The organism is Paenibacillus sp. 22594, assembly GCF_052044425.1.
Classification (GTDB): Bacteria; Bacillota; Bacilli; order Paenibacillales; family Paenibacillaceae; genus Paenibacillus_AQ.
The window spans coordinates 692,826-718,293 of the sequence record NZ_JBQENA010000002.1; the positions used below are offsets into that span (position 1 = coordinate 692,826).

The 25,468-nt window shown below is 48.3% G+C and carries 30 protein-coding genes and 1 other annotated feature; of the genes, 28 read left to right on the forward strand and 2 right to left on the reverse strand.

All coding sequences use genetic code 11. The features are described 5' to 3' along the window. Positions 1–33 precede the first annotated feature (33 nt). Positions 34–262: a binding site (T-box leader), on the reverse strand. 112 nt (positions 263–374) lie between these two features. After that, positions 375–1,280, reverse strand: a complete 906-nt coding sequence (locus tag ACTJKB_RS09875) for a hypothetical protein (RefSeq protein ID WP_440833595.1) — start codon at positions 1,278–1,280, stop codon at positions 375–377. A 65-nt stretch (positions 1,281–1,345) separates the two neighbouring features. Between ACTJKB_RS09875 and ACTJKB_RS09880 the strand changes: the two genes are divergently transcribed. Genes ACTJKB_RS09880 through ACTJKB_RS09890 form a run of 3 tightly spaced genes read left to right on the forward strand, consistent with a single transcriptional unit; the run spans position 1,346 to position 3,182 of the window. Next, positions 1,346–1,939 (forward strand): lysostaphin resistance A-like protein, encoded by a 594-nt coding sequence (locus ACTJKB_RS09880; protein ID WP_440833596.1) that lies wholly within the window; start codon positions 1,346–1,348, stop codon positions 1,937–1,939. Then, positions 1,936–2,313 (forward strand): hypothetical protein, encoded by a 378-nt coding sequence (locus ACTJKB_RS09885; RefSeq protein WP_440833597.1) that lies wholly within the window; start codon positions 1,936–1,938, stop codon positions 2,311–2,313. Before ACTJKB_RS09880 ends, ACTJKB_RS09885 begins: the two co-directional genes overlap by 4 nt. After that, positions 2,307–3,182, forward strand: coding sequence for a metallophosphoesterase (locus ACTJKB_RS09890; protein ID WP_440833598.1), 876 nt, complete (start codon positions 2,307–2,309; stop codon positions 3,180–3,182). The genes ACTJKB_RS09885 and ACTJKB_RS09890 overlap by 7 nt, the downstream gene beginning before the upstream one ends. Before the next feature lie 98 nt (positions 3,183–3,280). Here ACTJKB_RS09890 and ACTJKB_RS09895 read toward each other — a convergent pair whose 3' ends face one another. Next, positions 3,281–4,219 carry a polysaccharide deacetylase family protein gene (locus ACTJKB_RS09895; RefSeq protein WP_440833600.1) on the reverse strand — a complete coding sequence of 313 codons (939 nt, stop codon included), beginning with the start codon at positions 4,217–4,219 and terminating at the stop codon, positions 3,281–3,283. An 85-nt stretch (positions 4,220–4,304) separates the two neighbouring features. Here ACTJKB_RS09895 and ACTJKB_RS09900 point away from each other — a divergent pair, with 85 nt between their 5' ends. From ACTJKB_RS09900 to ACTJKB_RS10020, 25 genes are all read left to right on the forward strand, one after another. After that, on the forward strand, positions 4,305–4,691 hold the full coding sequence (locus ACTJKB_RS09900; protein ID WP_440833601.1) for a hypothetical protein: 387 nt from the start codon (positions 4,305–4,307) through the stop codon (positions 4,689–4,691). A gap of 231 nt (positions 4,692–4,922) precedes the next feature. After that, a complete protein-coding gene (locus ACTJKB_RS09905; RefSeq protein WP_074087598.1) occupies positions 4,923–5,537 on the forward strand; it encodes a genetic competence negative regulator in 615 nt (204 codons plus the stop codon). 102 nt (positions 5,538–5,639) lie between these two features. Beyond that, the gene (prsW, locus tag ACTJKB_RS09910) at positions 5,640–6,335 is read left to right on the forward strand and encodes a glutamic-type intramembrane protease PrsW (protein ID WP_074087599.1); all 696 of its coding nucleotides are present in this window, start codon (positions 5,640–5,642) and stop codon (positions 6,333–6,335) included. A gap of 335 nt (positions 6,336–6,670) precedes the next feature. Continuing rightward, positions 6,671–8,029 (forward strand): germination protein YpeB, encoded by a 1,359-nt coding sequence (ypeB, locus tag ACTJKB_RS09915; RefSeq protein ID WP_440833602.1) that lies wholly within the window; start codon positions 6,671–6,673, stop codon positions 8,027–8,029. Between the two features lie 163 nt (positions 8,030–8,192). Next, positions 8,193–8,846 carry a flagellar brake protein gene (locus tag ACTJKB_RS09920; protein WP_440833604.1) on the forward strand — a complete coding sequence of 218 codons (654 nt, stop codon included), beginning with the start codon at positions 8,193–8,195 and terminating at the stop codon, positions 8,844–8,846. A 177-nt stretch (positions 8,847–9,023) separates the two neighbouring features. Then, positions 9,024–9,734, forward strand: a complete 711-nt coding sequence (gene cmk / locus ACTJKB_RS09925) for a (d)CMP kinase (protein ID WP_440833606.1) — start codon at positions 9,024–9,026, stop codon at positions 9,732–9,734. Beyond that, complete coding sequence (locus tag ACTJKB_RS09930; RefSeq protein ID WP_440833608.1) at positions 9,731–10,318, forward strand: lysophospholipid acyltransferase family protein; 588 nt, start codon at positions 9,731–9,733, stop codon at positions 10,316–10,318. Before cmk ends, ACTJKB_RS09930 begins: the two co-directional genes overlap by 4 nt. Positions 10,319–10,484: 166 nt before the next feature. Beyond that, positions 10,485–11,822, forward strand: a complete 1,338-nt coding sequence (gene rpsA, locus ACTJKB_RS09935; protein ID WP_256701153.1) for a 30S ribosomal protein S1 — start codon at positions 10,485–10,487, stop codon at positions 11,820–11,822. Positions 11,823–11,996: 174 nt separating this feature from the next. Further along, positions 11,997–13,322 carry a ribosome biogenesis GTPase Der gene (der, locus tag ACTJKB_RS09940; RefSeq protein WP_074087604.1) on the forward strand — a complete coding sequence of 442 codons (1,326 nt, stop codon included), beginning with the start codon at positions 11,997–11,999 and terminating at the stop codon, positions 13,320–13,322. Positions 13,323–13,333: 11 nt separating this feature from the next. Beyond that, positions 13,334–13,951 carry a glycerol-3-phosphate 1-O-acyltransferase PlsY gene (gene plsY / locus ACTJKB_RS09945; RefSeq protein ID WP_440833609.1) on the forward strand — a complete coding sequence of 206 codons (618 nt, stop codon included), beginning with the start codon at positions 13,334–13,336 and terminating at the stop codon, positions 13,949–13,951. Next, positions 13,944–14,984 (forward strand): NAD(P)H-dependent glycerol-3-phosphate dehydrogenase, encoded by a 1,041-nt coding sequence (locus tag ACTJKB_RS09950; RefSeq protein WP_440833611.1) that lies wholly within the window; start codon positions 13,944–13,946, stop codon positions 14,982–14,984. The genes plsY and ACTJKB_RS09950 overlap by 8 nt, the downstream gene beginning before the upstream one ends. A 67-nt stretch (positions 14,985–15,051) precedes the next feature. After that, positions 15,052–15,327 carry a stage VI sporulation protein F gene (locus tag ACTJKB_RS09955; protein ID WP_440833613.1) on the forward strand — a complete coding sequence of 92 codons (276 nt, stop codon included), beginning with the start codon at positions 15,052–15,054 and terminating at the stop codon, positions 15,325–15,327. Between the two features lie 196 nt (positions 15,328–15,523). Continuing rightward, complete coding sequence (locus ACTJKB_RS09960; RefSeq protein ID WP_440833614.1) at positions 15,524–15,703, forward strand: DUF2768 family protein; 180 nt, start codon at positions 15,524–15,526, stop codon at positions 15,701–15,703. 87 nt (positions 15,704–15,790) lie between these two features. Continuing rightward, the gene (locus ACTJKB_RS09965; protein ID WP_440833616.1) at positions 15,791–16,159 is read left to right on the forward strand and encodes a 2Fe-2S iron-sulfur cluster-binding protein; all 369 of its coding nucleotides are present in this window, start codon (positions 15,791–15,793) and stop codon (positions 16,157–16,159) included. A 97-nt stretch (positions 16,160–16,256) separates the two neighbouring features. Then, positions 16,257–16,955: a hypothetical protein gene (locus ACTJKB_RS09970; protein WP_440833617.1), complete on the forward strand. Its 699-nt coding sequence runs from the start codon at positions 16,257–16,259 to the stop codon at positions 16,953–16,955. Between the two features lie 377 nt (positions 16,956–17,332). Beyond that, positions 17,333–18,811 (forward strand): stage IV sporulation protein A, encoded by a 1,479-nt coding sequence (spoIVA, locus tag ACTJKB_RS09975; protein ID WP_440833618.1) that lies wholly within the window; start codon positions 17,333–17,335, stop codon positions 18,809–18,811. A gap of 281 nt (positions 18,812–19,092) precedes the next feature. Continuing rightward, positions 19,093–19,365: an HU family DNA-binding protein gene (locus ACTJKB_RS09980; RefSeq protein ID WP_019909963.1), complete on the forward strand. Its 273-nt coding sequence runs from the start codon at positions 19,093–19,095 to the stop codon at positions 19,363–19,365. A gap of 114 nt (positions 19,366–19,479) precedes the next feature. Further along, positions 19,480–19,728 (forward strand): trp RNA-binding attenuation protein MtrB, encoded by a 249-nt coding sequence (gene mtrB / locus ACTJKB_RS09985; protein WP_440833620.1) that lies wholly within the window; start codon positions 19,480–19,482, stop codon positions 19,726–19,728. A gap of 109 nt (positions 19,729–19,837) precedes the next feature. Continuing rightward, complete coding sequence (locus ACTJKB_RS09990; RefSeq protein ID WP_440833622.1) at positions 19,838–20,377, forward strand: hypothetical protein; 540 nt, start codon at positions 19,838–19,840, stop codon at positions 20,375–20,377. Positions 20,378–20,489: 112 nt separating this feature from the next. Then, entirely contained in the window at positions 20,490–21,359 is an 870-nt protein-coding gene (locus ACTJKB_RS09995; RefSeq protein WP_440833623.1) for a heptaprenyl diphosphate synthase component 1, read from the forward strand. A gap of 3 nt (positions 21,360–21,362) precedes the next feature. After that, a complete protein-coding gene (locus tag ACTJKB_RS10000; RefSeq protein ID WP_440833625.1) occupies positions 21,363–22,115 on the forward strand; it encodes a demethylmenaquinone methyltransferase in 753 nt (250 codons plus the stop codon). Continuing rightward, a complete protein-coding gene (locus ACTJKB_RS10005) occupies positions 22,108–22,983 on the forward strand; it encodes a UbiA-like polyprenyltransferase (protein ID WP_440833626.1) in 876 nt (291 codons plus the stop codon). Before ACTJKB_RS10000 ends, ACTJKB_RS10005 begins: the two co-directional genes overlap by 8 nt. After that, positions 22,980–23,588, forward strand: a complete 609-nt coding sequence (locus ACTJKB_RS10010) for a UbiX family flavin prenyltransferase (protein ID WP_440833627.1) — start codon at positions 22,980–22,982, stop codon at positions 23,586–23,588. Before ACTJKB_RS10005 ends, ACTJKB_RS10010 begins: the two co-directional genes overlap by 4 nt. Beyond that, a complete protein-coding gene (locus ACTJKB_RS10015; protein WP_440833629.1) occupies positions 23,585–24,445 on the forward strand; it encodes a menaquinone biosynthetic enzyme MqnA/MqnD family protein in 861 nt (286 codons plus the stop codon). Before ACTJKB_RS10010 ends, ACTJKB_RS10015 begins: the two co-directional genes overlap by 4 nt. After that, positions 24,442–25,410: a polyprenyl synthetase family protein gene (locus ACTJKB_RS10020; protein WP_440833630.1), complete on the forward strand. Its 969-nt coding sequence runs from the start codon at positions 24,442–24,444 to the stop codon at positions 25,408–25,410. The genes ACTJKB_RS10015 and ACTJKB_RS10020 overlap by 4 nt, the downstream gene beginning before the upstream one ends. Positions 25,411–25,468: the final 58 nt, after the last annotated feature.

Here is a 25,468-nt window from a genome sequence, read left to right on the forward strand (position 1 = left end):
CAAAAAAACTCCCAACCCCATACTACTGCCGTAGTAAGGGACGAGAGTTGTCGTGGTACCACCCTAATTCACTGCAACGTATGAAGAAGCAGCCTCATTGGCCCGCAAAGGCCACACTGGTAACGGAGATGATCCGATTGTGCCTACTGTAAGGTTCGACACAATATCTCAGGAGCGCTAAAGAGTTCTGTCCGTCACCGGTTTACACCATCCACCGGCTCTCTGAAGACTTGCAGAATCTTTGTTCCATCATCGGTTTTGCTTGATTAATTTTTCATAATGTAACATGGTGATGCCAGATGTGTCAATAGTCTTGTTGAAGAAGAGCCGCCTTGAAGTGGCTTTCATTTTTCGTTATGATGCAATAGCTGGTTCTACTCATAGAAAAAAGGGAGCTGCGGCATGGTTTCCTTGCCGTAATATTGTTCACGCCACTTCATGAAATCTTGTTCCTGTACCGCTCCTGTAGAAATTAAAAGGGTGATGGCGGATTGAATATCCTTTAGATTCAGTGAACTAGCCGTACCGGAATAGATCATATCATCAATTTTGGCTGTAATATCCTGTGGATCATAGCCTGCATAGATGGAACGGTTCAACATCATATCAGCTATGGATGCGTTCTTGAGCAGGAGAGGCATTTTCTTCCACTGGATAAAAGAGAGAGTCTTCAGCTCTGCGGCTTCCGAAGGGATTTTACTATTGTCTTTTGAGCCCCATTTGAGCATGGAGTCATAGAAGTTTTTTTGCCCGAGCAGTCCGAATTTCACAGCACTGGCTGTGAATTTATCACTTTTTAGCACCTTGGCTGTTTCAGCTCCTGATGCACCTGCATTAACTTTACTGGCGGCCTGGGAGAACAAAGTCAGGCTCTTCAAAATATTCAATTGGGATTCATAGAGCAAAGGTGAACTCGTGAAGATCGAATCCTGAGTGACCTTGTCATACTGCTTGTCTGCGAGAATACTCAGATTCTTAAGAGTTGCTGCATTCTCACGCGAATCTGTGCTGCGTGCCAGGTTGTCCAATTCGCTGTTCCAATTGCGCTTGAATTCCCGATAGGGCAAAAATACGTTATGATAGAACGTAACAAGATCCTGCTGCTGGTAGGAGCCGGAGTATTCCTCTGCGGTATCTTTATTATCGAGGTGCTCGTATTTGGCTTCTGTTTTGTCAGCCCCGACCTTCACTCCCGTAAAAAAAGCGGCGAATGCGGATATCAGAAAAAACAGAAAACCTAGTGTGTATAACATTTGAGTGCGGGAGGTACGGCTGTTCATAATTAATGCTCCTTCTTCTAGGGAAATTATCTTATGTAAAAACAATATAGAACAGGCAGGTTACGATGAAAAAATTCAAATTTGGTGAAATCAGGATTAAAAAAGCCGATCCTCAGCAGTTAACCGATAAGCTTCTTTTAATTAATTTGTATATCACTCAGGGCCTTACCTTAATTATCGGTTTGATATGGATATTATTACAGAAAAGAAACCCCATTCACACATTAAATTTTCCGGAAAACGCACAATTTGTGTTTTGGGGGCTTGGACTGGCTGCAATTATGCTGGTTGTAGACTTCTTGCTGACCCATATTGTTCCAGAAGACAGCATGGATGATGGCGGAATTAACGAGCTGCTCTTTGGTAAAAGGCCAGTGTGGCATATCTTTGTCATCGCAGCCATTGTATCGGTTTGCGAGGAGCTGTTGTTCCGTGGAGCAGTTCAGCATTCATTTGGACCATATTGGACAAGCATATTATTTGCTGTTATTCATGTCCGTTATTTGCGTCACTGGATTCCAACAGGGTGGGTATTCCTCAGCAGCTACGGGCTGGGATATATCTACATTCACACAGGAACACTTTGGGCGCCCATTCTATGTCATTTTATCATTGATGTGTTCTCGGGTCTTGTGATCCGTTACCGGAGGGAAACATGAGCGAGGAACTTAGCCGGGTGAAGTCCCGCAAGAAACCAAATAAAGCTGAACAATCTGTTGCTATCAGAAAAAGAACTGGATCGCGGACTTCATCTGCACCGTCCATGGTTAACGATTCTCCTACAGCAGTTGCCGGAACTCTGTCAAGAAAAAGCCGCCACTCCTCAGCTCAACCCGGAAAAAAAGTAAAACGGGAAGTAAGACCAGTGGATGAGGAAAGCTCCACACCTTCACGTGCGGAAAGTTATCCTTCGGAGCGGCTGCGTTTTAGCAAAATGTTCATCAATTCATTAATTGTAATATTTTTGCTTCTTCTGGTTTTCCTTTTGTATTGGGGACTTATTGGAGCTCCGGACTTGAATACATTATGGTAACCTCCTGGCTGCTGGGCATTCTGTCAATCATTATGCTGCTACTTGCAGTGTTTGCAGTTATGATGCTGGTGGCAGCATTCAGAAACCGGATTATTGCCGAGGAAATATTTCTTGAAGCTTTACCAGCGGCTTTTGAAGGCTTCCGTATCCTTTTTATATCAGACATTCACCGGAGGCGCCTTCCGTTAAAGCTGCTGAGTCCAATGAAGGGGAAAGTGGATGCCGTTTTTCTTGGAGGGGACCTGACAGAAAAAGGCGGGTCTATGAACCGTCTCTACGATAATATGACATTGGTTGCTGGACTGGCACCGGTCTACGCTGTGCATGGCAATCATGATTACAGAGCGAATATTTCGCTGGTGGACAACATCATACGTGGGAGCGGGGCTGTTTTGTTGCAGGATGAGAGCGTCACTATTGAAAAAAATGGGGACAGACTGCTACTGACAGGTGTGGACTTTCCGCGGAAGGGTGGTAAAAAGGCGTATCAACCATTAGCACAACTATCGGGTCCGGATGCATCACTCTGCAGAATCATCCTTGTACATGATCCGCTATGGCTGTCGCAGCAACCGGAGATTCCTGCGGATTTGGTGTTGGCCGGGCACACGCACGGAGGCCAGGTAGTGTTGCCTTTTGTCGGCCACCGTCATGTTGATTCTTTTTATCAGGTGTACAACGCTGGTCATTTTGTGCTTCCGAGAAAAAACGGTTCTAAAACCGAAACCAAAATGCTGATTAGTCGTGGCTTTGGCACTGCTCATCTCCCCCTACGCTGGGGTAGTCCATCTGAAATGCATGTTCTCACGCTTCGCGGAGACGCAAGCCGGGAGGCAATGGCCGAAGAGCAGATGAAGCCACGGGTGTAAATGAATTCCAGGTATACTAAAAAAGGTATTCCTTGCGTATAGGCAAGGAATACCTTTTTTGTTGCAGCCAAACTCTCATTCACCATTTAGTAAATAGCTTAACGCATCTTGAGCTCAATGCTGCGTGGGTCGACGAAGCTGTAGCCTTTGCCTTCAAGTGTAGTCAATAGAGTGTCCAGTGCTTCTACAGTCCAAGGAAGCTCGTGCATCAGGATGTTGCTGCCGGAGTGAAGCTGGTCTGTGACGTTCTTGATCAGCTTCGCGGTTTTGCCGGTGTCCTTCTCCTTCATTTCCCAATCGAGAGAGCCTACAGACCAGGTCATATAGAGCAGGCCGTTCTCGGCAGCAATCTTCTTGCCGACATCGCCGCCTGCCCCATGAGGGGGACGGAAAAACTGCGGGGTTTCACCAGTAACTTTTTTGACGATATCCTGGACATCCTCAATTTGCTTTTTCACTTCAGTATAGGATTTATCCTTCAGTACGATATGATCCCAGCTGTGATTGCCGATAATGCCACCCCGGGTTTGAATGAGCTCGAGGAGCTCAGGATGTTCCTTTACCCGGTACCCGTTCACGAAGAAGATGGCTTTGGCATGGTGCTTGTCGAGTGTATCCATCAGAGGATTAATCATTTTTGCATCCTTTGGGCCATCATCGAAAGTCAACAATACAACTTTTTTGCTTATACCTTCCTCGTTCGGAATAATGTCATAATTTTTGTTCATGTGATAGAGCAGCGGGATCTTTGCGGCAGCACCGTCAACTGGTTCTTTACTGGTGTTGGTTCCATTCTCTGCTGACGACTGCGGCGATGTGCTTGCTGCTGGGGCCTCCGAAGGTACCGATTCAGGGGTCACGCTTGCTTCAGCACTGGTGCTTGCCTGCGCAGAAGGTTTTGGTGCCACTTGTGTTGCAGCCGTTGTAGGCTGCTCTGTCGTATCTGGCCCTGCATTACCATTGCCGCCATTGCTGCACGCAGACAGCAGTAGGACGGACAGCAGCAGCGCTGATGTTGCTTTACCCACTTTTTTCATCTCGCTTTCTTGTTGTTTGGCTGTATGAGCTGGATTCATTCCGCGAACACTAAGCATGATTTTACCATACAAGGAGGTTAGAGATATGAATACTTCGTCATTTTTGACCGGAGTGCTGATGGGTGCTGCAATTAGTATGATTATGTCCAAAAAACGCGGAGCCATGATATCCGGTCTGCTTCAGCCGAACGGTCAGATGAATGGGGCTGGTGAAAAAGCAAAGGACAAAATCATGGGAATGGCCATGACTGGTTTCGGCAGCACAGCTGCTGGAAACACAACTGCTGGCAGCCATACTGATAACGCCACACATGTTTCCCATAACAATAACGAGCACAAGGGGGAGTCTGAGGTTAAATCCAAAGAAGCCAATCTCAAGATGCTGAAGGATTTCATCCGCAGTAACCCTGAGGTGAAGCATGAAGTAGAGCAGATTCTTAAGGATACACATACAGCCATACCGGGATTGTAAACGCAAAAAGCTGCTGCAGAATCATTTTGGGGACTAGGCGTCCGCAAAATGATTCTTTTTTTCAAATAAGAATGGTTTAAAACTCTTTATATTTGGGAAGAAATAATTTTTTATTTACGTGCATTTGCTGTGCCAAAATGATAACATACATACATAGTAACCATTTTTGGCTCATTACTCGGGACTCATCATACATTATAATAAATGAGCTTGCAAAAGGAGGATCCTGTCATGAGAATAGAGCGATTAAGTCAAGATAAGATACGGATTTTCCTCACTTTTGACGACCTGAGCGAGCGGGGCATCCAGAAGGAAGATATGTGGCAGGAAGTTCCCAAGGTGCATGACTTGTTTACGGAAATGATGGATCAGGCGTACAGTGAACTCGGTTTTGACGCTACCGGTCCGCTTGCCGTGGAAGTATTCGCATTGCCCGCGCAAGGTATGGTCGTTATAGTGACTAGAGGAAAATATGATCACCATCAGTACGGTGCGTCCGGTGAAGAAGATATGCCCGAAGAGATTTACGAAATGGAAGTTACTCTAGAACAAAGCGACTCCATTGTATATGCATTCCGCGATTTTGAGGCTTTGGTTGAAGCGGCTCATGTGCTCCTCGGAAATATTACTTCTCAAGGAAAGCTGTATTCTTATAATGATATATGGTATCTCTACTTCGATCCGAAGGAATTTGAGGAAACTGCGTTGTCTGGGCTTGTAGGGGTTCTCTCCGAGTTCGGCGATTCATCGCCTGTAACTGAAGCCGTTCTGGCCGAGTACGGCAAAACGGTTATGCCAGAGAATGCGATTGAATTGATCTGCACTCATTTCAAACGCCAGCAATGACGGTGGGGAGGGGAACAAAGTCATCTTTGGCCCTTCCTTGCTTTTACTTATGGTATTCTGTTTATGTAGACATAAAGTCATAGAGCGCAGGGAGGGTAATCGGTGCTTTTGTTATCGGTCATTTCGTCAGCAGTGGCACCTGGACTTGCGCTGCTGACTTTTTTCTATCTAAAGGACAAGTATGATCAAGAGCCGCTTTTTATGGTTCTGAAGGTGTTTTTGCTGGGGATTTTAATTGTTTTTCCAATAATGATCATCCAAAGGGGCCTTGTGCTTGGACTGGACGGCGGGCCCTATGCTGATGCCTTTTTGATCTCCTCCGGCGTGGAGGAATGCCTGAAGTGGTTTGTGCTGTACCATATGATCTACAATCATACCGAATTTGACGAGCCATACGATGGAATACTATATGCCGTAGCGATTTCGCTCGGCTTCGCAACTTTGGAGAATGTAATGTATGCCTGGTACAGCCACGCTTCAATCGGTTCCATGTTTATGCGGGCGCTGCTTCCGGTATCGGGGCATGCTATGTTCGGCGTCATTATGGGCTATCACATGGGCAGGGCCAAGTTCTCAGGCGGTGTCAAAACAAGAGGGATATTGATCATGTCCCTGCTGCTGCCTTGGCTGTGGCACGGTATATATGACTTTATCCTCACTACCATGACCAATACCTGGATCTGGTTTATTGTGCCACTGATGGCTGTATTATGGTATGGAGGTATGGGCAAGGTGGCACGGGCCAACAGCCGTTCTCCGTTCCGGTTCCTGAAACGTGAAGAAGAGATTAATCTTTAATAGAGATGGAGACACTTATACCTGAAAGGTAGTTCCGTAAGCAAGGGATTCCAGAAAGGAGCGAGGTGTCTTTTTTTGCGTGTGAAAATTCGGATTGTGTGTAAGCAGTGCGGTGAAAGCTACATCTTAAGAGGAAACAAAGAGCAGGGAGTTATTCAGACCGGATTCAAACAATGTCTGTGCAACTGCAGCAGCGGTTTTGAAATTGAGGAGCGGGCTTAGCCAGCGTTTCGAAAGAATTCTCTTTTTTGATATCAGATTATTTGGGTGCATAAGACTTCTCAGTTATTGTCAAACTAACGGCAATAAGCAACTGAAAGGAGTCTTGCAGGCCTATGTACAAAAGATTAAGTGCCCTAATGTTCCCGATCACCACACTGCTGCTGATTGGTGCGTTAGTGTGGGGGTACCAGGAGAACCAGGAGAAGAACTCGATTCTAATCAAAGCGGAGAACCAATACCAGCGAGCCTTTCATGACCTCTCCTATCACATGGAACAGCTTCACGGTGAGCTTGGAAATACGCTGGCGGTCAACAATACTTCAAGTGGCATGCACCGCAAGGGGCTTGTGAATGTCTGGAGGCTGACCAGTGAAGCGCAGAATGAGATCAATCAGTTGCCCCTTACCCTGCTTCCATTCAGCGAGACAGAAGAGTTTTTATCCAAAATCTCCAACTTCTCTTACAAGGCGGCCGTGCGTGATTTTACCAAGAAACCTCTTTCAGACAATGAAATGGGCAATTTAAAGGCGCTTTATAAGAACTCGGGTGAAATCTCTAAGGATCTACAGGAGGTTCAGAACAAGGTAATCACGAACAGGCTGCGCTGGATGGATGTTGAATCTGCGCTGGCAACAGAGGACAAGGCTGAGGACAACACGATTATTGATGGATTCAAAACAGTAGACAAACGGGTAGCCGCTTATCCTGAGCTCGATTATGGGCCTTCTGTGGCCAGCATCTATAACAAACGTTCTGTGAAGAAGCTTGGCGGCAAACCGGTTACCGTGGATGACGTGAAGCGTAAAGCCGTCACATTTGCGGACATCGGTGGGAATCCGAATGTGGATGTTAGGGAAAACGGCAAGGGAACCGAATGGGCGTCCTATACCGCTGTAGTAACAAGCAAGGATCATAAAGAGCCGATTAGTATGGATTTTACTGTAGAGGGCGGGCTGCTGATCTCCTACAATGACAATCGGAACGTGGGTTCAGCCAAGGTGTCGATGAAACAGGCTGTCGCCAAAGCGGGGGAATTCCTCAAGAAGAAAGGTTATCCGGATATGACTGCAGTCAGTGCGGACCGTTACGAGAATCTGGGCAACTTAACCTTCGTCACCAGCCGAAACGGCATCCTGATCTACCCGGAAAAAATGACAGTTCGCGTTGGATTGGATACCGGAGAACCGACAGGATTTCAGGCAAGTGACTACGTGCGTGAGCGCCTGGAGAAGAGGGTGATCCACAAGCCGGGTCTAACTTTGGCTGAAGCCAGAAAAATGCTCAATCCGGAATATAAGGAACTGTACAACCGGCTGGCCTGGATTGAGAATGAGGATGCCGAAGAGGTGCTGACCTATGAGTTCGGAGGCAAAATCAACGGTTCACAGTACCGGATTTACTTAAACGCTGAAGACGGTCACGAGGAAGCTGTGGAAGAAGTCAGAAAATCCTCAGGCGCACAGGAAAAATAAAATCTTACAGCTGAAAGGCAATAACATGCCTGATAGGTGCAGTTCCCATGCGGAATGCACCTTTTTGTCATTTGAAAATCAGAATAATTTTTCTCACCGGGCAATAAATCTCCATGCTATAATTAATTTTAGAATAAATACTAATCATGTGGCGGTGACAGGCTTGTATCCCAAAATCAACGAATATCTATACATACAGGTTGCTTCAAGCGATGCTGGAGAAGCAGAAGTAGAATATAGATCGAGAATAGCAGAGACGGAAGACGAGGCTTTTTTGATCGAAATTCCCATTCAGGAAAATAACGGGAGGCTGAAAAAGCTTTTTATCGGGGACGAGCTGTCCGTGTATTTCTTGACGGAGGGCGGTATCAAAAATTACTTTAATACACATGTGGTCGGCTTCAAGGAAGAAGTGATCCGCATGGTACGTATACGAAAGCCGGCAGAAGAATCCATCTTTAAGATCCAGCGCCGAAGCTTCTTACGTGTAAACGCCGAGCTTGAGCTTGCGGTGAAAGACTCGCTGGGCAGCCGCTACCTGGTGCGTACTGAAGATATCGGCGGGGGAGGAACCTCTTTTCTGAGTGATGCCAAGGTTTGCCCTGAGGTGGGAGAGAAGCTGTTCTGCTGGCTGCTTGTTCCTTACCGGAACGGGAGCTCAGAGCATGTGAACTTTGAAGGTGAGATCGTTCGGATTAAGACATTGGAAACAGGGCGTAATCTGTTGATGTTGAAGTTTGCGGCGATTACTGATTCAGAGCGGCAAAAAATTATCCGTTATTGCTTTGAGCGCCAGTTCGATTTCCGCAACCGATGAGCAGGGCGGGAAAAGGCATAAACAAACACTTTTTTCTGTACAAATACCTCAGTGTCATTTTGCACTGGGGGTTAAACTGTGGTATAATTTTATAAGTCGCAGGCAATGCCTGCTTTTTTCTTGATAATATCAGCAAGCTTGTTTTGACTGAAAGAGTGTTTGAGGAGGAATGCCCCGTTGGATAGGCAGGGTACACATACTTACGACAGAATTAACGTCGCCATCGACGGACCTGCCGGGGCAGGCAAGAGCACTGTAGCCCGATTGGTAGCCCAAAAGCTGTCCTACATTTATGTCGATACTGGAGCGATGTACCGGGCGATTACCTGGTATATGATCCGTGAAGGCATTCCGGCAGAAGATGATCATCAGGTGGATCGAAGGGTCCGCGATATGGTAATCGAACTGATCCCGGAGCAGGATGTGCAGAAGGTGCTGATTAATGGGGAGGACGTGACTCCGCATATCCGTAGTCTTCAGGTTAGCGGACAAGTGTCGCAGTATTCGAAAATCGAGGGTGTAAGAACCAGGCTGAGTCATTTGCAGCGCCAGATGGCGCTCCGCAAGGGAGTAGTGATGGACGGCCGCGATATCGGTACGACTGTGCTGCCGGACGCCGAAGTGAAGATTTTTATGACGGCGAGTGTGGAAGAACGGGCTCTACGCCGCTACAAGGAACTGAAAGATGCGGAAACAGTGACGCTCCAGCAGCTTGAACGCGATATTGCCGCGCGGGACCGTCTGGATGAAGGACGGGAGATTTCACCGCTGCGCCGTGCAGAGGATGCTATTCTTCTAGACACGACGCATATGGATATCCATCAAGCCGTGGAAGCAATTGTATCCCACTGCAGATCTTATGTGGACGGGGAGAGAAATCATTTATGATTTATGCCATTTGCGTTGGATTGCTTCGCTTGATTTATGCCATTTTGTTTCCACTTAAGATTATAGGGAAAGAGAATGTGCCGAAGGAAGGCGGAGTTCTGCTGTGCGCCAATCATATCAGCTTGCTGGATCCGATGACTATTGGGATCAAGCTGAACCGTCAGGTTAAGTATATGGCCAAAGCAGAGCTATTTAAGGTTCCTGTGCTAGGCTGGCTCATTAACAAACTAGGTGCTTTTCCTGTCAAACGTGGCGGCGTGAGCAAAGAATCCATCAAAACGGCCCTTAATACGCTTCGCAGCGGAAATGTTATGGGCATCTTTCCGGAGGGGACGCGAAACTCTGACTCCGGTGTGGCTAAAAAGGGCGCAGCGAGTTTTGCGCTTCGCAGCGGTGCAGCGGTTGTTCCTGCCGCTATTATCGGTTCTTACAAGCCTTTTCGCCGGATGACCGTTATTTATGGGGCTCCCATAGATCTCAGTTCATTTGCCGGGGCGGGCAGCGAATCTCTTGAAGAAGTCACCGATGTTATTATGGGACGCATCCATGAGATGGCAAGGTCTGGTAAGCCTACATTGAATTAAGTGCAGGCAGGCGTATGGATGTTCCGCTTATTAGAATAACGGCATAACCGCTAATTTTTGGAACATACTAACGTGAAAGTGTAAGTAATATCATGCATTGCTTGTTTTGAACTCTGCTCTACGCGGGTTTAAATAAATGGGGTTTTGAATCGAGGAGGGTAATCACATGTCTGAAGAAACTAGAAATCAGGAAACTGCGGCTAACGTTGACAACAATGAAGCCGTGGAAGCAACGGAAACTGTGGAAGCCGCAGCAGAAGAGAACAACGGTGCTACAGAAGCAGTTGCCAGCAACGAAGAAGAAGTGACGAGCCAAGAAGGTTTGGAAATCATTTCTCTGAAAAAAGGCGATACCGTGAAAGGAACAATCGTCAAAATCGAAGATAACCAAGCTTATGTAAGCATTGGATATAAATACGACGGCGTTATTCCTATTCGCGAATTGTCTTCCGTACAACTGGACAACGCTGCAGCAGCGGTTGAAGTTGGACAAGAAGTGGAATGCAAGGTTGTCAGCATCAACGACAACAAGGAAAGCCTGGTGCTTTCCAAACGTGCAGTTGACAGCGAAAAATCATGGGAAGATCTCGAAAAGTATTTTGCTTCCCAAGAAGCATTCGAAGTTACTGTAGCTGACGTTGTCAAAGGTGGCCTCGTGGCTGATGTTGGCGCGCGCGGATTTATTCCAGCTTCCATGGTTGAACGTCACTTCGTAGAAGATTTCAGCGACTACAAAGGCCGCACATTGCGTGTGAAAGTGAAAGAACTGGACCGTGAGAACAGCAAGGTTATTCTTTCTGCCAAAGAAGTTCTGGAAGAAGAATTCGAAACCAACAAACAGAAGATTATGTCCGAGCTGTCCGAAGGACAAATCATCGAAGGTACCGTTCAACGTCTGACTCAATTCGGCGCATTTGTTGATGTAGGCGGCGTTGATGGTCTGGTTCACGTATCTGAGATTGCCTGGAACCATGTGGAGAAACCTTCCGACGTTGTATCCGAAGGCGAAAAAGTTAAGGTTAAAGTACTTAAGGTTGACCCTGAAAAAGGAAAAATCAGCCTCAGCATCAAAGCAGCTGCTCCAGGTCCTTGGGATTCTGCAGCTGGCAAAATCAACATTGGTGACGTGGTAACAGGCGAAGTTAAACGCCTTGTGAACTTCGGTGCGTTTGTTGAACTTCTTCCAGGTGTAGAAGGCCTAGTGCACATCTCGCAAATTTCCCACAAGCACATCGGTACTCCGCATGAAGTGCTTAAGGAAGGACAAGAAGTACAGGTGAAAGTTCTGGACTTCAACCCATCTGAGAAGCGTGTAAGCCTCAGCATCAAGGAAACAGAAGAAGCTCCGGCTCCTACTGCTAGACCAGAACGCAGCAACAGCAGAGACAGAGCGCCTAAAGAAGTGCTGAACAACCCTAACGTGTCGCTCAGCAATGAAGGCCTCAGCTTTACTTTGGCTGAACGTTTCGGCGACAAGCTGGACAAATTCAAGGGCAATAACTAGTCCCTTTGTATTTACACATATATATGGGTAAAGTAATCGGCGAACCCTCGATACGGGGGTTCGCCGATTATGTTTTAGAGACCGCTGAAATGGAAAGATTAGCAGTAAGTATGTTAGCCAATTGAAGCGTTTTTTGCTATGATGAGTAGCGTAAGGATGACAGGAGGAATGAATATGGCAAGACCCGTTGTGGCCATTGTTGGGAGGCCTAACGTCGGTAAATCGACGATTTTTAACAGGCTGATTGGCGATAGACTGGCCATTGTAGAAGATAAACCGGGAATCACACGTGACCGGATATATGGCGTTTCCGATTGGAACGGCAAATCCTTCAGCGTCATTGATACCGGAGGAATTGAAATTGACGGTGAGGATGCTATTCTGAAGTCCATCCGCGTTCAAGCGGAACTGGCCATTGAAGAAGCAGATGTCATCGTCTTTATGTGCGAGGCAAAAACCGGTCTAACCAATTCGGATGAAGAGGTAGCACAAATTCTCTTCCGTTCCGGAAAGCCGATTGTCTTAGCTATTAATAAAGTTGACAACATGAAGCGTACAGAGGATATTTATGAATTCTACAGCCTTGGAATTGGCGATCCCATCGGGATCTCAGGCAGCCATGGTACAGGTATCGGGGATCTGCTCGATGCGGTAACCGAGCGTCTGCCAGAGCTGACCGAAGAGGAATATGATGAGGATGTTATTCGTGTAGCTCTCATCGGTCGTCCGAATGTAGGCAAATCCTCTCTCGTAAATGCCATTTTGGGTGAAGAACGTGTAATTGTCAGCGACGTTGCCGGTACGACTAGGGATGCCATTGATACACCATTCGAACGCGATGGGCAGAGATATGTGTTGATTGACACTGCGGGGATGCGCAAACGCGGCAAGGTCTATGAAACAACTGAGAAATACAGTGTGATGCGGGCTATGCGTGCGATTGAGAGAGCTGATGTTGTGCTTGTAGTCATCAACGGTGAGGAAGGCATCATCGACCAGGACAAGCATATTGCAGGTTATGCCCATGATGCAGGCAAGGCTTCGATTTTTGTGGTCAACAAATGGGATGCCGTCGAGAAGGACGACAAGACGATGCAGAACTTTGAGACCAACATCCGCGATCACTTCCTGTTTATGAGCTATGCGCCAGTAGTCTTTTTATCTGCGCTCACGAAACAGCGTCTTCAGAAGCTACTTCCGGTAGTTCAACACGTGGCTCAACAGCATGCGCTGCGAATTACTACGCATCTTGTCAATGATGTGGTGTCCGATGCGGTCGCCATCAATCCTCCGCCAACGGATAAAGGTCGTCGCCTGCGCATCAACTATGTAACCCAGGTAGCTGTGAAGCCGCCGACGATAGTGGTGTTTGTAAATGATCCTTCGCTGATGCACTTCTCCTATGAACGGTATCTGGAGAATAAGATCCGCGCAGCATTCAATTTCGAGGGCACACCAATCCGTCTCTTTACACGGCGCAAATCCGAGAACGAAGGTTAGGGGAGAAAACAGTGGCGTTTGAACTTCTGGTTATCGTAGTAAGCTATTTGCTTGGCTCTGTCAGCTTCAGTGTGCTTTTGGTCCGCCTGCTCAAGGGTGTGGATATCCGGCAATATGGCAGTGGAAATGCCGGTGCTACCAATACATTGCGGGTGATGGGGAAAGGGCCGGCGATTCTTGTTCTGGTACTGGACGTATTGAAAGGAATTGCCGCAGTCTGGCTTGGAACCTGGGCTGGTGGCTGGGGGACTTGGGTCGCTGTTGCCTGTGGGATCGCAGCCATTATTGGACACAACTGGCCCCTATACTTTCATTTTCGTGGGGGAAAAGGCATTGCGACTACCATAGGCGTCATGGCTACGCTTTGTTTTTGGCCTGCACTGATCGCCGGCATAGTTGCTATTGTGGCGATTGTGATTACCAAATATGTATCTCTGGGCTCCCTTCTGTTCGTGGCGCTAACCCCGGTGATGCTTATTTTTACCGATTTTACGGCACCTGAACTGTGGGGAAGTCTAATTATTGCCCTCTTCGCTTTTTGGCGGCACCGGAGTAATATCGTGAAGATCAGCCAGGGGCGGGAGAATAAAATTGGTTCGAAAGTCAAGGAGGGGAACCGGGTTGTCTGATAAAGTAACCGTGCTGGTCGCGGGCAGTTGGGGAACTGCGCTGGCATCTGTGCTGGCGGCTAACCACTCGGAAGTTTATCTGTGGACACGGAAACCTGAACAAGCTGACGAGATCAATCATTCACATACGAACCAGCATTATCTTCCCGAAATTACGCTGCCGATGAATATTATTGCCACTACAGATATGGAAACTGCCGTTAAGGATTCCAGGGCGGTTGTTATTGTTGCGCCTTCCTCTGGAATGCGCCAGGTTGCGCGTGCGCTGAAACCCTTCTGGAAGGAAGAAATGCTCTGCATTCATGCCACCAAGGGTTTTGAGACAGAAACGATGAAACGGATGTCCACGGTAATCTCTGAGGAGCTTAGCTGCAATGAAGGTGAGATTGTGGTTCTCTCAGGACCCAGTCACGCGGAAGAGGTTGTCCGTCTATGTCCGACCACGGTCGTTGTGGCTTCGCCAGATGAAGGTCGCGCAGCCGCTGCACAGGAGCTTTTCATCAACAATGATTTCCGGGTATATACGAACCGGGACCAGGTTGGCGTTGAGTTGGCAGGAGCGTTGAAGAATATTATTGCACTCGGTGCAGGCTTGTCTGACGGTCTGGGCTTCGGAGACAATGCCAAGGCCGCACTGCTTACCCGTGGACTGGCTGAAATCTCACGTGTTGGCGTTGAGCTCGGCGCTAACCCCCTTACGTTCTCCGGCCTGGCAGGGCTCGGCGACCTGGTTGTAACAGCTACGAGCAAGCACAGCCGCAACTGGCGGGCGGGCTCAATGTTGGGTCAGGGTAAACCTCTAGCAGAGGTGCTAGAATCCATGGGTATGGTGGTGGAAGGTATTCGCACTACAGAAGCAGCCTATGCGATTTCGCTTAAGCTTAAAGTGCAAATGCCAATTACGGATCAGATTTACCATGTGTTGTTCAAAGGCAGATCCCCGCGTAGGGCGGTAGAAGCCTTGATGGGCAGGGACCGCAAGACGGAAATGGAAGCTATATCCCAGGAAACGTGGGAGCAATGGCATTCCTGAGGAACGTTCACCTTTTGCCGGAAATTCTCATATGTTGTAATGGGGATTGACGGAGGAGGGATGAAGAATGAGCAGAGATTTTTCCAAGGATGCTTTGAACGCCATTAACAAAAAGGCGGGAAAGAACATTACGGAAGGCGCCGTGAAGAAGCTGGCCAGTACGGTCAAGCCGGGAACAACGCAGAATGAAGCCCAGCTCCGCCAGTTAATCAAGCAGGTGTCATCAATGGCCAAGGTGCCAGTTAGTGAAGCTACTGTGCAGGATATTATCAACGCTGTCAAAAAAGGCGGTGCGAATTCAGGCACAATGGAGTCTTTAATGAAAATGATGATGAAAAAATAGGTTGGCGCTTCAAACCAAAGGGCAGAAGTTCCGGAATCCTCCAGATTCCGTGAATCTCTGCTCTTATTTTGGTTGGAATCATAAGGATATAGCTAAGTTAGCTTGTTATTACCGGTCATTTCTTCTTGCAGAAATGGATAGAGTTTCATGCTATAATATTCGCAATCCAAATTAGCCGAATGGGGGAGCGCTGGATATGGACCCGATGACGAAGATGTGGTTGTCCCTTATCGCAATCCTGATCATGGGATTGTCCGTTTTTCTGATTACTTTTGCCCGCAGTAAGACCAAAGGGCTTTTAAGGGGTATTTTGTCTGTAATCGCTTTTGTCATTATGATCATAGGCTTGCTGGGTGGAATCGCTTCAATTATGTAAGCATTTACATTCAGTTCAAGCTGCGCGACTGCTAGGCTTTTTGCATGGATTCAAACATAACATCACGTGAAGGAAGGAAGCTGCATCATGAAACGGCAAAAGGGATGGACTGTCTTGTTTCAGCCGGAAGGCCGCACAGCCGTTGTTACGCATGGAACTTCTCTGCTGGAGGCATCACGCAAAGCAGGAGTCTCCATTACTACCCGTTGCGGTGGAAAAGCCGGATGTCTGATGTGCAAAGTTAAGGTTACCGAAGAATATACTTCTGGGCTAAGGCCTCCCGGAGATGCCGAACGGCGAAAGCTAGGCGGTCTGCTGGATGAAGGTGTCCGTCTGGCCTGTCAGGCGGCTGTATGGAGCGATTTGACCGTACATACTCCCGAGGACCCGCTCAAAGCAGCTGTAAGGCGCAAACTTGAAGCTGCCCGTCGCGGGGAAGAAGATGAACTCTGGTAATACTGTTGACAACAACCGTAAGAAACGGAGGGATACGGGCATGGTGCGTTGCATAAGGCGGGACAAGAAGTTTAGATCCAATATAAGAGAAGCTCTATTGGCGGTAACCATTCTTTTGGTATGCTCGCTTGCCGGCTGTATGTATCCTGAGAAGGAGAAGACGGGAAGCGGCTATCGTGAAAGCGTACTGCGGATACAGGCAGCAGTGGATGATTACCAGCAAAAAGAAGGATTACTGCCCATTCTTAATGCAGATGAGGCCACACCCAGATACGAGAAATTCATAATAGATTTGGAGAAGCTGCACCAAACGGGGTATCTGGATGAAATTCCGGCAGCAGCCTTTGAAAAGGGTGGCAGTGCCTATTTTCTTATATTGGATGAAGAGAGCGATCCAGCGGTAAAAATGATGGACTTGGTTACTGTTCAAAAGGTGAATGATGTCCAGCGGCAGATCAACCGGTATAAGTCTGCGCATGGCGGAAGCCTCCCGTCAGGAGAGGAAATCTATCCGGATTTGTTCGCCGTTGATGCCCGGAAAGCGGGCACGGATTCGATCACACTGAACAGCATCTATTCCGGCCAGCCGCTGCCATTTTTCATGGATAAAAACGGCACTGTATATGTAGATTATGGTGTCGATATTCAGTCGGCGATACACCAAAATTCAGCTTCCCCCAAAGACCATACGGACCTGCGTCTTCAACTGGAGCAGACTTCTTATTACGTGCCTGTCAAATCTTTACCTTATTTCTGGGTGGACGGTCAGCCCGTACCCCAGTCTCCGTTACTCTAAAGACATTAACAGCTCCTCTCTCAAAAAGAGTTCTACCGCTCTACTTTCCCTCATATGCTAGCTGAGAAGGCTTCCGGGCGTCATGACGCTCTGCAGGCGCAGTGGCTGATTGTACGAAATTCCGATTTAAATTGCGCTGGTAGCGGGTCATAAATCCGTTCTGGATACATATGATGATACTAGTCCAAATGCATGTCCGAGCATTCGGAGTTAAGCGTGGGGCAATGCAGGTTCCGCCCTTAAGTCAGCAGCTAGGCTCCATGGCGGACAATGTCAGTCCGGCGGGTGTCCTGCAAAGGTCAGAAAAGCCGGCGGAACGCGAAGTCGATGCTCTTCAGGCATTTTTTCTTCGGAGTAATATGAGGAGGGGATCTCTTTTGGAAAAAGTGGATATTTTCAAGGACATTGCCGAGCGTACCGGCGGAGACATTTATCTTGGCGTCGTCGGTGCGGTTCGCACGGGGAAATCAACATTCATCAAACGCTTTATGGAAACGATCGTCTTGCCGAACATTACGAATGAGGCGGATCGGGTTAGAGCGGTGGATGAGCTTCCGCAAAGCGCAGCAGGTAAAACAATTATGACAACAGAGCCGAAATTTGTGCCGAACAACGCTGTGCAGATTAAGGTGGCGGAAGGGCTGGAGGTCAATGTCCGGCTGGTAGATTGTGTAGGGTATGCGGTTGAAGGTGCTAAAGGCTATGAGGATGAAAACGGTCCTCGGATGATTTCAACTCCTTGGTTTGAGGAGCCGATTCCTTTTCAGGAAGCAGCGGAAATTGGCACCCGCAAAGTTATTCAGGAGCATTCCACACTGGGTGTAGTGGTGACTACAGATGGTACCATAGCTGAAATTCCGCGCCACTCCTATGTGGATTCTGAAGAGCGTGTAATCGCTGAGCTGAAAGAGGTAGGCAAGCCGTTTGTGCTGGTGATCAACTCGACCCGGCCGCGCAGTGAAGAAGCGCAGCAGCTCCGCAGCGAGCTGGCCGCCAAATATGATATTCCGGTCATGACGCTCAGTGCAGCGAATATGACGGAGGATGATGTAACTGGCGTCCTGCGTGAAGTACTTTATGAATTCCCCGTTCACGAGGTAAATGTGAATCTTCCAAGCTGGGTGATGGTACTCGGCGAGAACCACTGGCTACGCACCAGTTACGAGAATTCTGTCCGCGACACGGTGAAGGATATCCGCCGTTTGCGTGATGTCGACCGGCTGGTAGCACAGTTCACGGAATATGACTTCATTGACAGGGCCGGTCTAAGCGGCATGAATATGGGGCAGGGTGTGGCGGAGATCGACTTGTATGCGCCTGAGGAGCTCTATGACCAGGTTCTGATGGAGATTGTGGGTGTTGAAATCCGCGGGAAGGACCACCTTCTGCAGCTGATGCAGGATTTCTCGCATGCCAAACGTGAATATGACCGCTTCTCGGAAGCGCTGGAAATGGTTAAGACCACAGGCTACGGTATAGCTGCTCCATCGCTCGCCGAAATGGCACTGGATGAGCCGGAACTGATCCGCCAAGGTTCGCGTTTTGGAGTCCGGCTGAAGGCTACAGCCCCATCCATTCATATGATTCGGGTGGATGTTGAATCTGAATTCTCGCCGATTATTGGTACGGAGAAGCAGAGTGAAGAGCTGGTGCGGTATCTGATGCAGGATTTTGAGAACGATCCGATCAAGATATGGGAATCCGATATTTTTGGCCGGTCGCTGCACTCCATCGTGCGTGAAGGTATTCAAGGGAAAATCGCCATGATGCCGGATAACGCCCGTTATAAGCTGCAGGAAACACTGGGCCGGATCATCAATGAAGGCTCTGGTGGACTCATTGCTATCATTCTGTAAAAAATCATAGGGCTTTAAAAGAACAGAGCGGAGAAAATCCTGCTCTGTTTTTTGTGCAAAATGATTAAGAGAACCATGCCTTTATAGAATAAATATGCTACTTTCTTCGCCTTTTTTGACTAACGCCTTGAAATTCTGGGTGGGCTGTATTACTATAAGTTTGTTGCGCTTCTAAGAAGAGTAGCGCCGATATCTAGTCATAACGGGATTATCACGTATATTTTGCGTTGAAACGGAAACAGTGTATGATACCGGAAATTTGCCCAGGGAGGTGAGAAGACATGAACAAATCAGATTTGATCAACGTAGTTACAGAAGCAACTGAACTTCCCAAGAAAGATGCTACTAAAGCGGTAGATGCCGTTTTTGAAGCGATCACAGGAGCTCTGCAGAGCGGAGATAAAGTACAGCTGGTTGGATTCGGAAACTTTGAAGTGCGCGAACGTTCCGCACGTAAAGGCCGTAACCCGCAGACTGGTGAAGAAATCGAAATTCCTTCGAGCAAGGTGCCGGCATTCAAACCGGGTAAAGCTCTTAAAGACGGAATCAAATAGAGATTTCTACATATCTATCCCATAGTCTTTCTGAGTAATAACGATGCCGCCCTCCAAGGCGGCATTTGTTGTTGAGAGGGTATATGCTCACAGAAACTTTTAGGAGGGTTCTACATGACCGAGAAGAATAATGGCGAAAATCCTGCCCCGGCAGGCAGCGATTACATTGTAATTAAAGCCAAAGAGAACGGCGTACAGGTTATTGGGCTTACCCGAGGATTGGATACACGCTTTCATCATACGGAAAAGCTGGACAAGGGCGAAGTGCTCATTGCCCAATTCACGGATCATACCTCAGCCATGAAAATCCGTGGCAAGGCAGAAATATGGAGCAAACACGGACAATTGGAAAGTGAAAGCTGAAAAGCAGGCATAGCCTGCTTTTTTTCAAAATATAACTAAAGATAGCCATGTCTCAATTTTCGATATTCGTTCCAGGAGGCGGCAACTATGAATGATAAGGGGGCTTGTCATGAACAGGAGCTGGCTAATTGGAACAGCAGTGATCCTATCTGCGGTTACTGTGCTTCTTCTCCCACAGCTGGCCTCGCTTGAGCCTTCCTTGCAGCGTAAGTACGGAGCAGTGGAGGTGTTTGGTGAAGAGGGTGTGGTTCTGGGGAGTAATAATCTTGTAGATTTACTTGGGGAGCTTCCTCTTACCCTCTCCATTGACCGGGTGGGTTGGAAGGGAAAAGTTCTTTCTCTAGATTTGAAGGTGACTGGCAATGACTTCGAGCCGCAGGAAATTTATCAGAATATGGCTTTGGCTATTTCTTTTGCCTTTCAGGAGACAGTAAATGTGGATCAGCTGCTGCTTCGGATTGTTGCCGAGGACAAATGGCTTGAGAGCCGTCGTCTGCTGCTCGCAGGAGATATCCGGCGCAGTGAATGGTCACCCGGACTACAGGAAGCTCTCCAGACGGCCGCAAGCCGTCCACTGCCGGAATCCCTTAAGAGCGGGCTGCGTATCAGTGAGAGCGAGCTATGGAAGAGGCAGTTCATTTATCCCTGATCTGGGTAAAATAAACTAGGCGGGCCCACAGTGCGTGACCAAAAAACATGTGATATAATAGACAAGATTGTGAACAAAGATTGTCATAACGTCAATGGCTCCGGAGGCTGAAATGAAACCGTACCGCATACCGCAACTGGCTAAACCTTACACAGACTACGACATGATTCAGCGGCATACGGATTTGCCGCCGTTTTCAGACGGGCGTGGTCATTTGTTATATATTTTTTTAAGTCACGGTTCACCTGCCGATCTGAAGGGTGCAGAGCTGTTTACGCTCGTAACTGGACTGGTTCAGCTGGGACTGGATACCCATGAGTCGATCGACCGTACACAGGAGGAGCCACACAGAGATCTCATGCGATCCCGGCAGCTTAAGGTACTGGCCGGTGATTACTTCAGCAGCTGGTTTTATCATCTGCTGGCCAAGCGTGAGCAGATTGAGATGGTAGGCATTTTAAGTACCGCAGTTGCGGATGTTAACGTGATGAAGGCCAATCTGTACAGCAAGATGAAATCTATGATCCTTTCCGCGGAACAATATTTGCGACACACGGTACAGCTCAATATGCGGCTGTTTCTTTCTTTTACACCGATGATTGAGGAACCGTTTAAAGAGTTGTGGGAGAGACTCCTTGCCGAATTCAGCCAATATGAGACCGTCCTTCTGGAGTTGCGCCGTGGGGATGATACGGTAAATGCTGTGGATGGCTATTGCTACTTGAAGGTATTGGAGTCTGCTGCAGAAGATGAACGGCGGCGGCTACTCGAGAAAGATATAGACCTTAAGGATTGGAAGAAGCTCAAGATGAAATACAAATGTGACTCGTTGCTGACGGACAAGCTGCATGGGTCGATCCAGTCCATTCAGGGGCTGCTGCAGGGTGTCAAGGACGAAAGTCTGTTCAGCGAGCTGAGTGCTGCGCTTGACCGTCTTCTTCTGCATATGAAAATTTCCGGTCAAGCTGCCGTGGAGGGTTAGGGAATGACAATAGAGAAAACGACCACACTCAGTGATCAAGGCACCAAACCCAAGGAGCAGTTTGTGCATTCCGTCTTTGAGAGCATCGCTGGTAAATATGATTTGATGAATGACATATTGAGCTTCCGCAGGCACAAGGCTTGGCGTAAGTTCACCATGCGGAAGATGGGGATGAAGCCCGGAGACTCTGCGGTTGATCTATGCTGCGGCACCTGTGACTGGAGTATCGCGCTTGCTGAAGCCAGCGAAACCGGTTCTGTTATGGGGCTGGATTTCAGTGCGGGGATGCTGGAAGTGGGCCGGCGTAAAGTGGAAGCGCGTCATCTTCAGGATCAGATTTCACTGGTACAGGGCAACGCCATGGAGCTTCCTTTCGGCGATAACTCGTTTGACTATGCAACGATAGGCTTTGGACTCCGCAATGTTCCAGATCCGGTTCAAGTATTGAACGAAATGAAACGTGTGGTAAAGCCGGGAGGCATGGTAGTCTGCCTGGAATTGTCCAAACCGATGAAGCAGCCGTTCAAAGGCATTTATTATTTTTATTTCCAACGTGTTCTTCCACTCCTTGGAAAACTCTTCGCGAAGAGATATGAACAATATAAATGGCTTCCTGAGTCACTCGCCTTGTTCCCGGACAGAAAACAACTAGAAGTGATTTTCCGTGATACCGGACTGCAAAAAGTGGAATCCTTCCCCTTGACCGGAGGCATCGCTGCACTACATATTGGGCTCAAGGAGAATTGTAATGCTTAAGAAAATCGGCATTTTTTTACAAATGATTAAATTTGAACATACCGTTTTTGCTTTACCCTTCGCCTTTATGGGCGCGTTACTTGGTTCGGTAGTGATGTTCGGGGCATTGCCTTCCTGGGGGCAGATCGGCTGGATTGTTATCGCAATGTTCGGCGCACGCAGTGCAGCTATGGGACTGAACCGGTTAATTGACCGCATTAGTGACGCTAAAAACCCCCGTACAGCCGGAAGAGCTATTCCTGCCGGGCTGCTCAAGGTTGGCGAGGTGACCCTGTTTATTGCGTTCTCATTCTTTTTGCTGTTCTGGGCCGCGTTTAAGCTGAATCCTTTGTCGGCTAAGCTGCTGCCGATTGCTGTATTCCTTCTTGTTTTTTATTCATTCACCAAGCGTTTCACCTGGGCATGCCATCTGATTCTAGGTTTGACGATCGCTCTGGCTCCTCTTGGCGGCTGGGTTGCCGTCACAGGTACGGTGGATTGGACTGCCATGGTATTCTATTTCACGATTGTATTCTGGACGGCTGGATTTGATATCATTTACTCCTGTCAGGATGTTGAATTCGATAAGAATGAAGGACTGTACTCTATTCCTGTCCGTTTTGGCGTTCCCAGAGCACTGACCATTGCTAAGGTGTTTCATATTCTTACGGGTGCCGGTTTTGTGTCGCTGCTGTTCATTACCGACTTAAGCTGGTGGTATGTAGCAGGGATGCTTATTGCCTACATTATTCTTTTTTATGAGCATCATATTGTGTCTCCGAGCGACCTTAGCCGGTTGCAGACAGCATTCTTCACCATGAATGGTGTGCTGAGCATCGTAGTATTTTCATTTACTCTGATTGACTTGGTGGTGCAGTTTTACAAATGAATGAGCTTAAAGCGAAAAACTTTGTCGTGGGCATTACGGGAGCGAGCGGCGGCATTTATGGCGTCCAGTTGACCAAAGTCCTGCTTTCGCTGGGGCACTCGGTCCATTTGGTGGTAAGCAACGCCGGGTGGCGTGTTTTTAAGGAAGAGCTCGGCTTTGCCGCCTCAGACCGGGAAGGGTTTCTGAACGAACAGTTCGGAGACTGTCCCGGTTCTCTGCATTATCACCCGATTGCCGATATCGGCGCTTCTATTGCCAGTGGCTCCTTCCGAACCGAAGCCATGATTATTATGCCTTGTTCTATGGGAACACTGTCTGCTGTAGCTCAAGGCAGTTCTGATAATTTGATGACCCGGGCTGCGGATGTCATGCTGAAGGAAGGTCGCCCACTTGTACTCGTCCCCCGGGAAACACCTCTGCATGCGATACATCTGGAGAATATGCTGAAGCTGTCCCGCCTCGGGGTGAAAATGATTCCGGCGATGCCCGCATTTTATTTTGGCCCCACAACCGTAGAAGATCTGATTAACTTTATGGTGGGCAAGGTGCTCGACAGCTTGAACATTGAGCATTCATTATTTCGCAGATGGGGGGATGAAGGATGAGCCATCCGAAACCTACCGTTATCGGTAAAATCAGCTATACGAACTCATGGCCGGTATTTCACAATTTTCACCCATCGAGGTTAAGCTTCCCCGCAAAGATGGTGAGTGAGGTACCAGCCATTCTTAATCAGGGGATGGCCAGCGGAGACATCCAAGTAGGAGCACTCTCTTCCTTCGCGTATGCAGCCGCAAGCGAACGTCTGCTGCTGCTGCCGGATCTGTCCGTAAGTTCTGATGGTCCAGTGAAATCCATCCTGCTGTTCTCACGGGTGCCGATTTCGCAGATTGCTTCTGGGACAATTGCTGTAACAAACACCTCCGCTACATCGATCAATTTGCTTAAAATCCTGCTGCAGAAAGCGATGGGCGGCAAGCCGGAATATATTAGTGCTGCACCCGATCTGGACGTGATGATGGCACAGGCAGATGCCTGCCTGCTTATTGGCGATAATGCAATCAGAGCTTCTTGGCAGGATCAGGGTTATATCGTCACGGATCTTGGCGAGCTGTGGAAGGAATGGACCGGACACGGCATGACCTTTGCCGTCTGGGCTGTCAACCGGGAGGCAGCCAGAATGAGACCGGAGGCGATTGCTGAAATAGCCGAAGCCTTTGTGGAGAGCAAAAAACTCGGCCGGCAGAACCCGGCACCCATTATCCGTGAGGCATGCACAGCTATCGGGGGGACAGCAGCCTATTGGGACAGGTACTTCCGTAATTTAAGTTATGACTTTGGGGAAAGGCAACAGGAGGGTCTGAACCTCTATTTCCGCTACGCTTACGAGCTGGGCTTATTGCCGCGGGAAGTAAGAATGGAGATTTGGAGCCATAATCTGCTGACACGGGTGAAAGAATGAAACGAATGCAAATGTTTGGACTGCTGAACAAAGATATGGATCAGATTGAAAAGGAACTATACCGCAGCGTGCAGGGGGATGATGAGCTGCTGACAGAAACGTCCCTGCATCTGCTGAAGGCGGGCGGCAAAAGGCTGCGTCCTGTCTTTGTGCTGATGGGCGGCAAATTCGGGCAATATGATCTGGAGAAGCTGAAGCGGGTTGCCATTCCTCTGGAGCTGATCCACAGCGCTTCGCTCGTACATGATGATGTGATTGATGATGCAGAGCTGCGGCGCGGGGAACTGACAGTCAAAGCAAAATGGGGCGACAAAATTGCCATGTACACCGGGGACTACATTTATGCGAAAGCGCTGGTGATGTCCTCGGAGTTGAGTAATCCGAGAATACACCAAATCCTCTCCAGAGCGATGGTGGAAATGTCTATCGGAGAGATGGAGCAGATCCGTGACTTCTTCAACAGTGAGCAGAGTGTGCGTCATTATCTGCGGCGTATCCGCAGGAAGACTGCCCTGCTGATTGCCATTAGCTGCCAGCTGGGGGCGTTGGCCGCCGATGCAGAGCCGGATACGGCCAAACTGCTCTACGATTACGGATATAACGTCGGCATGGCGTTCCAGATCCGTGACGATCTGCTCGATCTTTCCGGGACGGAAAAGCAAATTGGCAAACCGCCGGGCAGCGATATGCGGCAGGGCAATATCACCCTGCCGGTGATCTACAGTCTGGAGGACCAAAGGATTCGCGGTGCACTGCTTACAGAACTCGCTTCCATCCGTGAAGGACATAGCGGTGTGGGACGCGCCATAGATCTAATTCTGTCGGGCGAAGGCATATCCAGAGCAGAAGAGCTGGCATCCCGCTACATTGCCAAGGCCCTTGCGGCGCTGGATCAACTGCCAAGCAACAGAACAAAGCGCAACTTGAAGGATATCGCTTTTTTTGTGACAGGCAGAGCCTACTAATTGATTACTAAAAATATTAAGCGTTCACAGATGACGTGCTTTCTGATACTATCAAAAA

Excerpts from the sequence above, each read along its gene's own strand:
- ACTJKB_RS10015 (WP_440833629.1), top strand. The coding sequence starts at position 23,585 with ATGAGCCATCCGAAACCTACCGTTATCGGTAAAATCAGCTATACGAAC.
- mtrB (WP_440833620.1), top strand. The coding sequence starts at position 19,480 with ATGACCGAGAAGAATAATGGCGAAAATCCTGCCCCGGCAGGCAGCGAT.
- ACTJKB_RS09930 (WP_440833608.1), top strand. The coding sequence starts at position 9,731 with ATGATTTATGCCATTTGCGTTGGATTGCTTCGCTTGATTTATGCCATT.
- ACTJKB_RS09905 (WP_074087598.1), top strand. The coding sequence starts at position 4,923 with ATGAGAATAGAGCGATTAAGTCAAGATAAGATACGGATTTTCCTCACT.
- rpsA (WP_256701153.1), top strand. The coding sequence starts at position 10,485 with ATGTCTGAAGAAACTAGAAATCAGGAAACTGCGGCTAACGTTGACAAC.
- ACTJKB_RS09980 (WP_019909963.1), top strand. The coding sequence starts at position 19,093 with ATGAACAAATCAGATTTGATCAACGTAGTTACAGAAGCAACTGAACTT.
- ACTJKB_RS09955 (WP_440833613.1), top strand. The coding sequence starts at position 15,052 with ATGAGCAGAGATTTTTCCAAGGATGCTTTGAACGCCATTAACAAAAAG.
- ACTJKB_RS09960 (WP_440833614.1), top strand. The coding sequence starts at position 15,524 with ATGGACCCGATGACGAAGATGTGGTTGTCCCTTATCGCAATCCTGATC.
- ACTJKB_RS09880 (WP_440833596.1), top strand. The coding sequence starts at position 1,346 with ATGAAAAAATTCAAATTTGGTGAAATCAGGATTAAAAAAGCCGATCCT.
- ACTJKB_RS10000 (WP_440833625.1), top strand. The coding sequence starts at position 21,363 with ATGACAATAGAGAAAACGACCACACTCAGTGATCAAGGCACCAAACCC.
- ACTJKB_RS09965 (WP_440833616.1), top strand. The coding sequence starts at position 15,791 with ATGAAACGGCAAAAGGGATGGACTGTCTTGTTTCAGCCGGAAGGCCGC.
- ACTJKB_RS10005 (WP_440833626.1), top strand. The coding sequence starts at position 22,108 with ATGCTTAAGAAAATCGGCATTTTTTTACAAATGATTAAATTTGAACAT.
- der (WP_074087604.1), top strand. The coding sequence starts at position 11,997 with ATGGCAAGACCCGTTGTGGCCATTGTTGGGAGGCCTAACGTCGGTAAA.
- ACTJKB_RS09990 (WP_440833622.1), top strand. The coding sequence starts at position 19,838 with ATGAACAGGAGCTGGCTAATTGGAACAGCAGTGATCCTATCTGCGGTT.
- ACTJKB_RS10010 (WP_440833627.1), top strand. The coding sequence starts at position 22,980 with ATGAATGAGCTTAAAGCGAAAAACTTTGTCGTGGGCATTACGGGAGCG.
- ACTJKB_RS09890 (WP_440833598.1), top strand. The coding sequence starts at position 2,307 with ATGGTAACCTCCTGGCTGCTGGGCATTCTGTCAATCATTATGCTGCTA.
- ACTJKB_RS09900 (WP_440833601.1), top strand. The coding sequence starts at position 4,305 with ATGAATACTTCGTCATTTTTGACCGGAGTGCTGATGGGTGCTGCAATT.
- ACTJKB_RS09885 (WP_440833597.1), top strand. The coding sequence starts at position 1,936 with ATGAGCGAGGAACTTAGCCGGGTGAAGTCCCGCAAGAAACCAAATAAA.
- ACTJKB_RS09875 (WP_440833595.1), bottom strand. The coding sequence starts at position 1,280 with ATGAACAGCCGTACCTCCCGCACTCAAATGTTATACACACTAGGTTTT.
- ACTJKB_RS09895 (WP_440833600.1), bottom strand. The coding sequence starts at position 4,219 with ATGAAAAAAGTGGGTAAAGCAACATCAGCGCTGCTGCTGTCCGTCCTA.
- ACTJKB_RS09995 (WP_440833623.1), top strand. The coding sequence starts at position 20,490 with ATGAAACCGTACCGCATACCGCAACTGGCTAAACCTTACACAGACTAC.
- ypeB (WP_440833602.1), top strand. The coding sequence starts at position 6,671 with ATGTACAAAAGATTAAGTGCCCTAATGTTCCCGATCACCACACTGCTG.
- ACTJKB_RS10020 (WP_440833630.1), top strand. The coding sequence starts at position 24,442 with ATGAAACGAATGCAAATGTTTGGACTGCTGAACAAAGATATGGATCAG.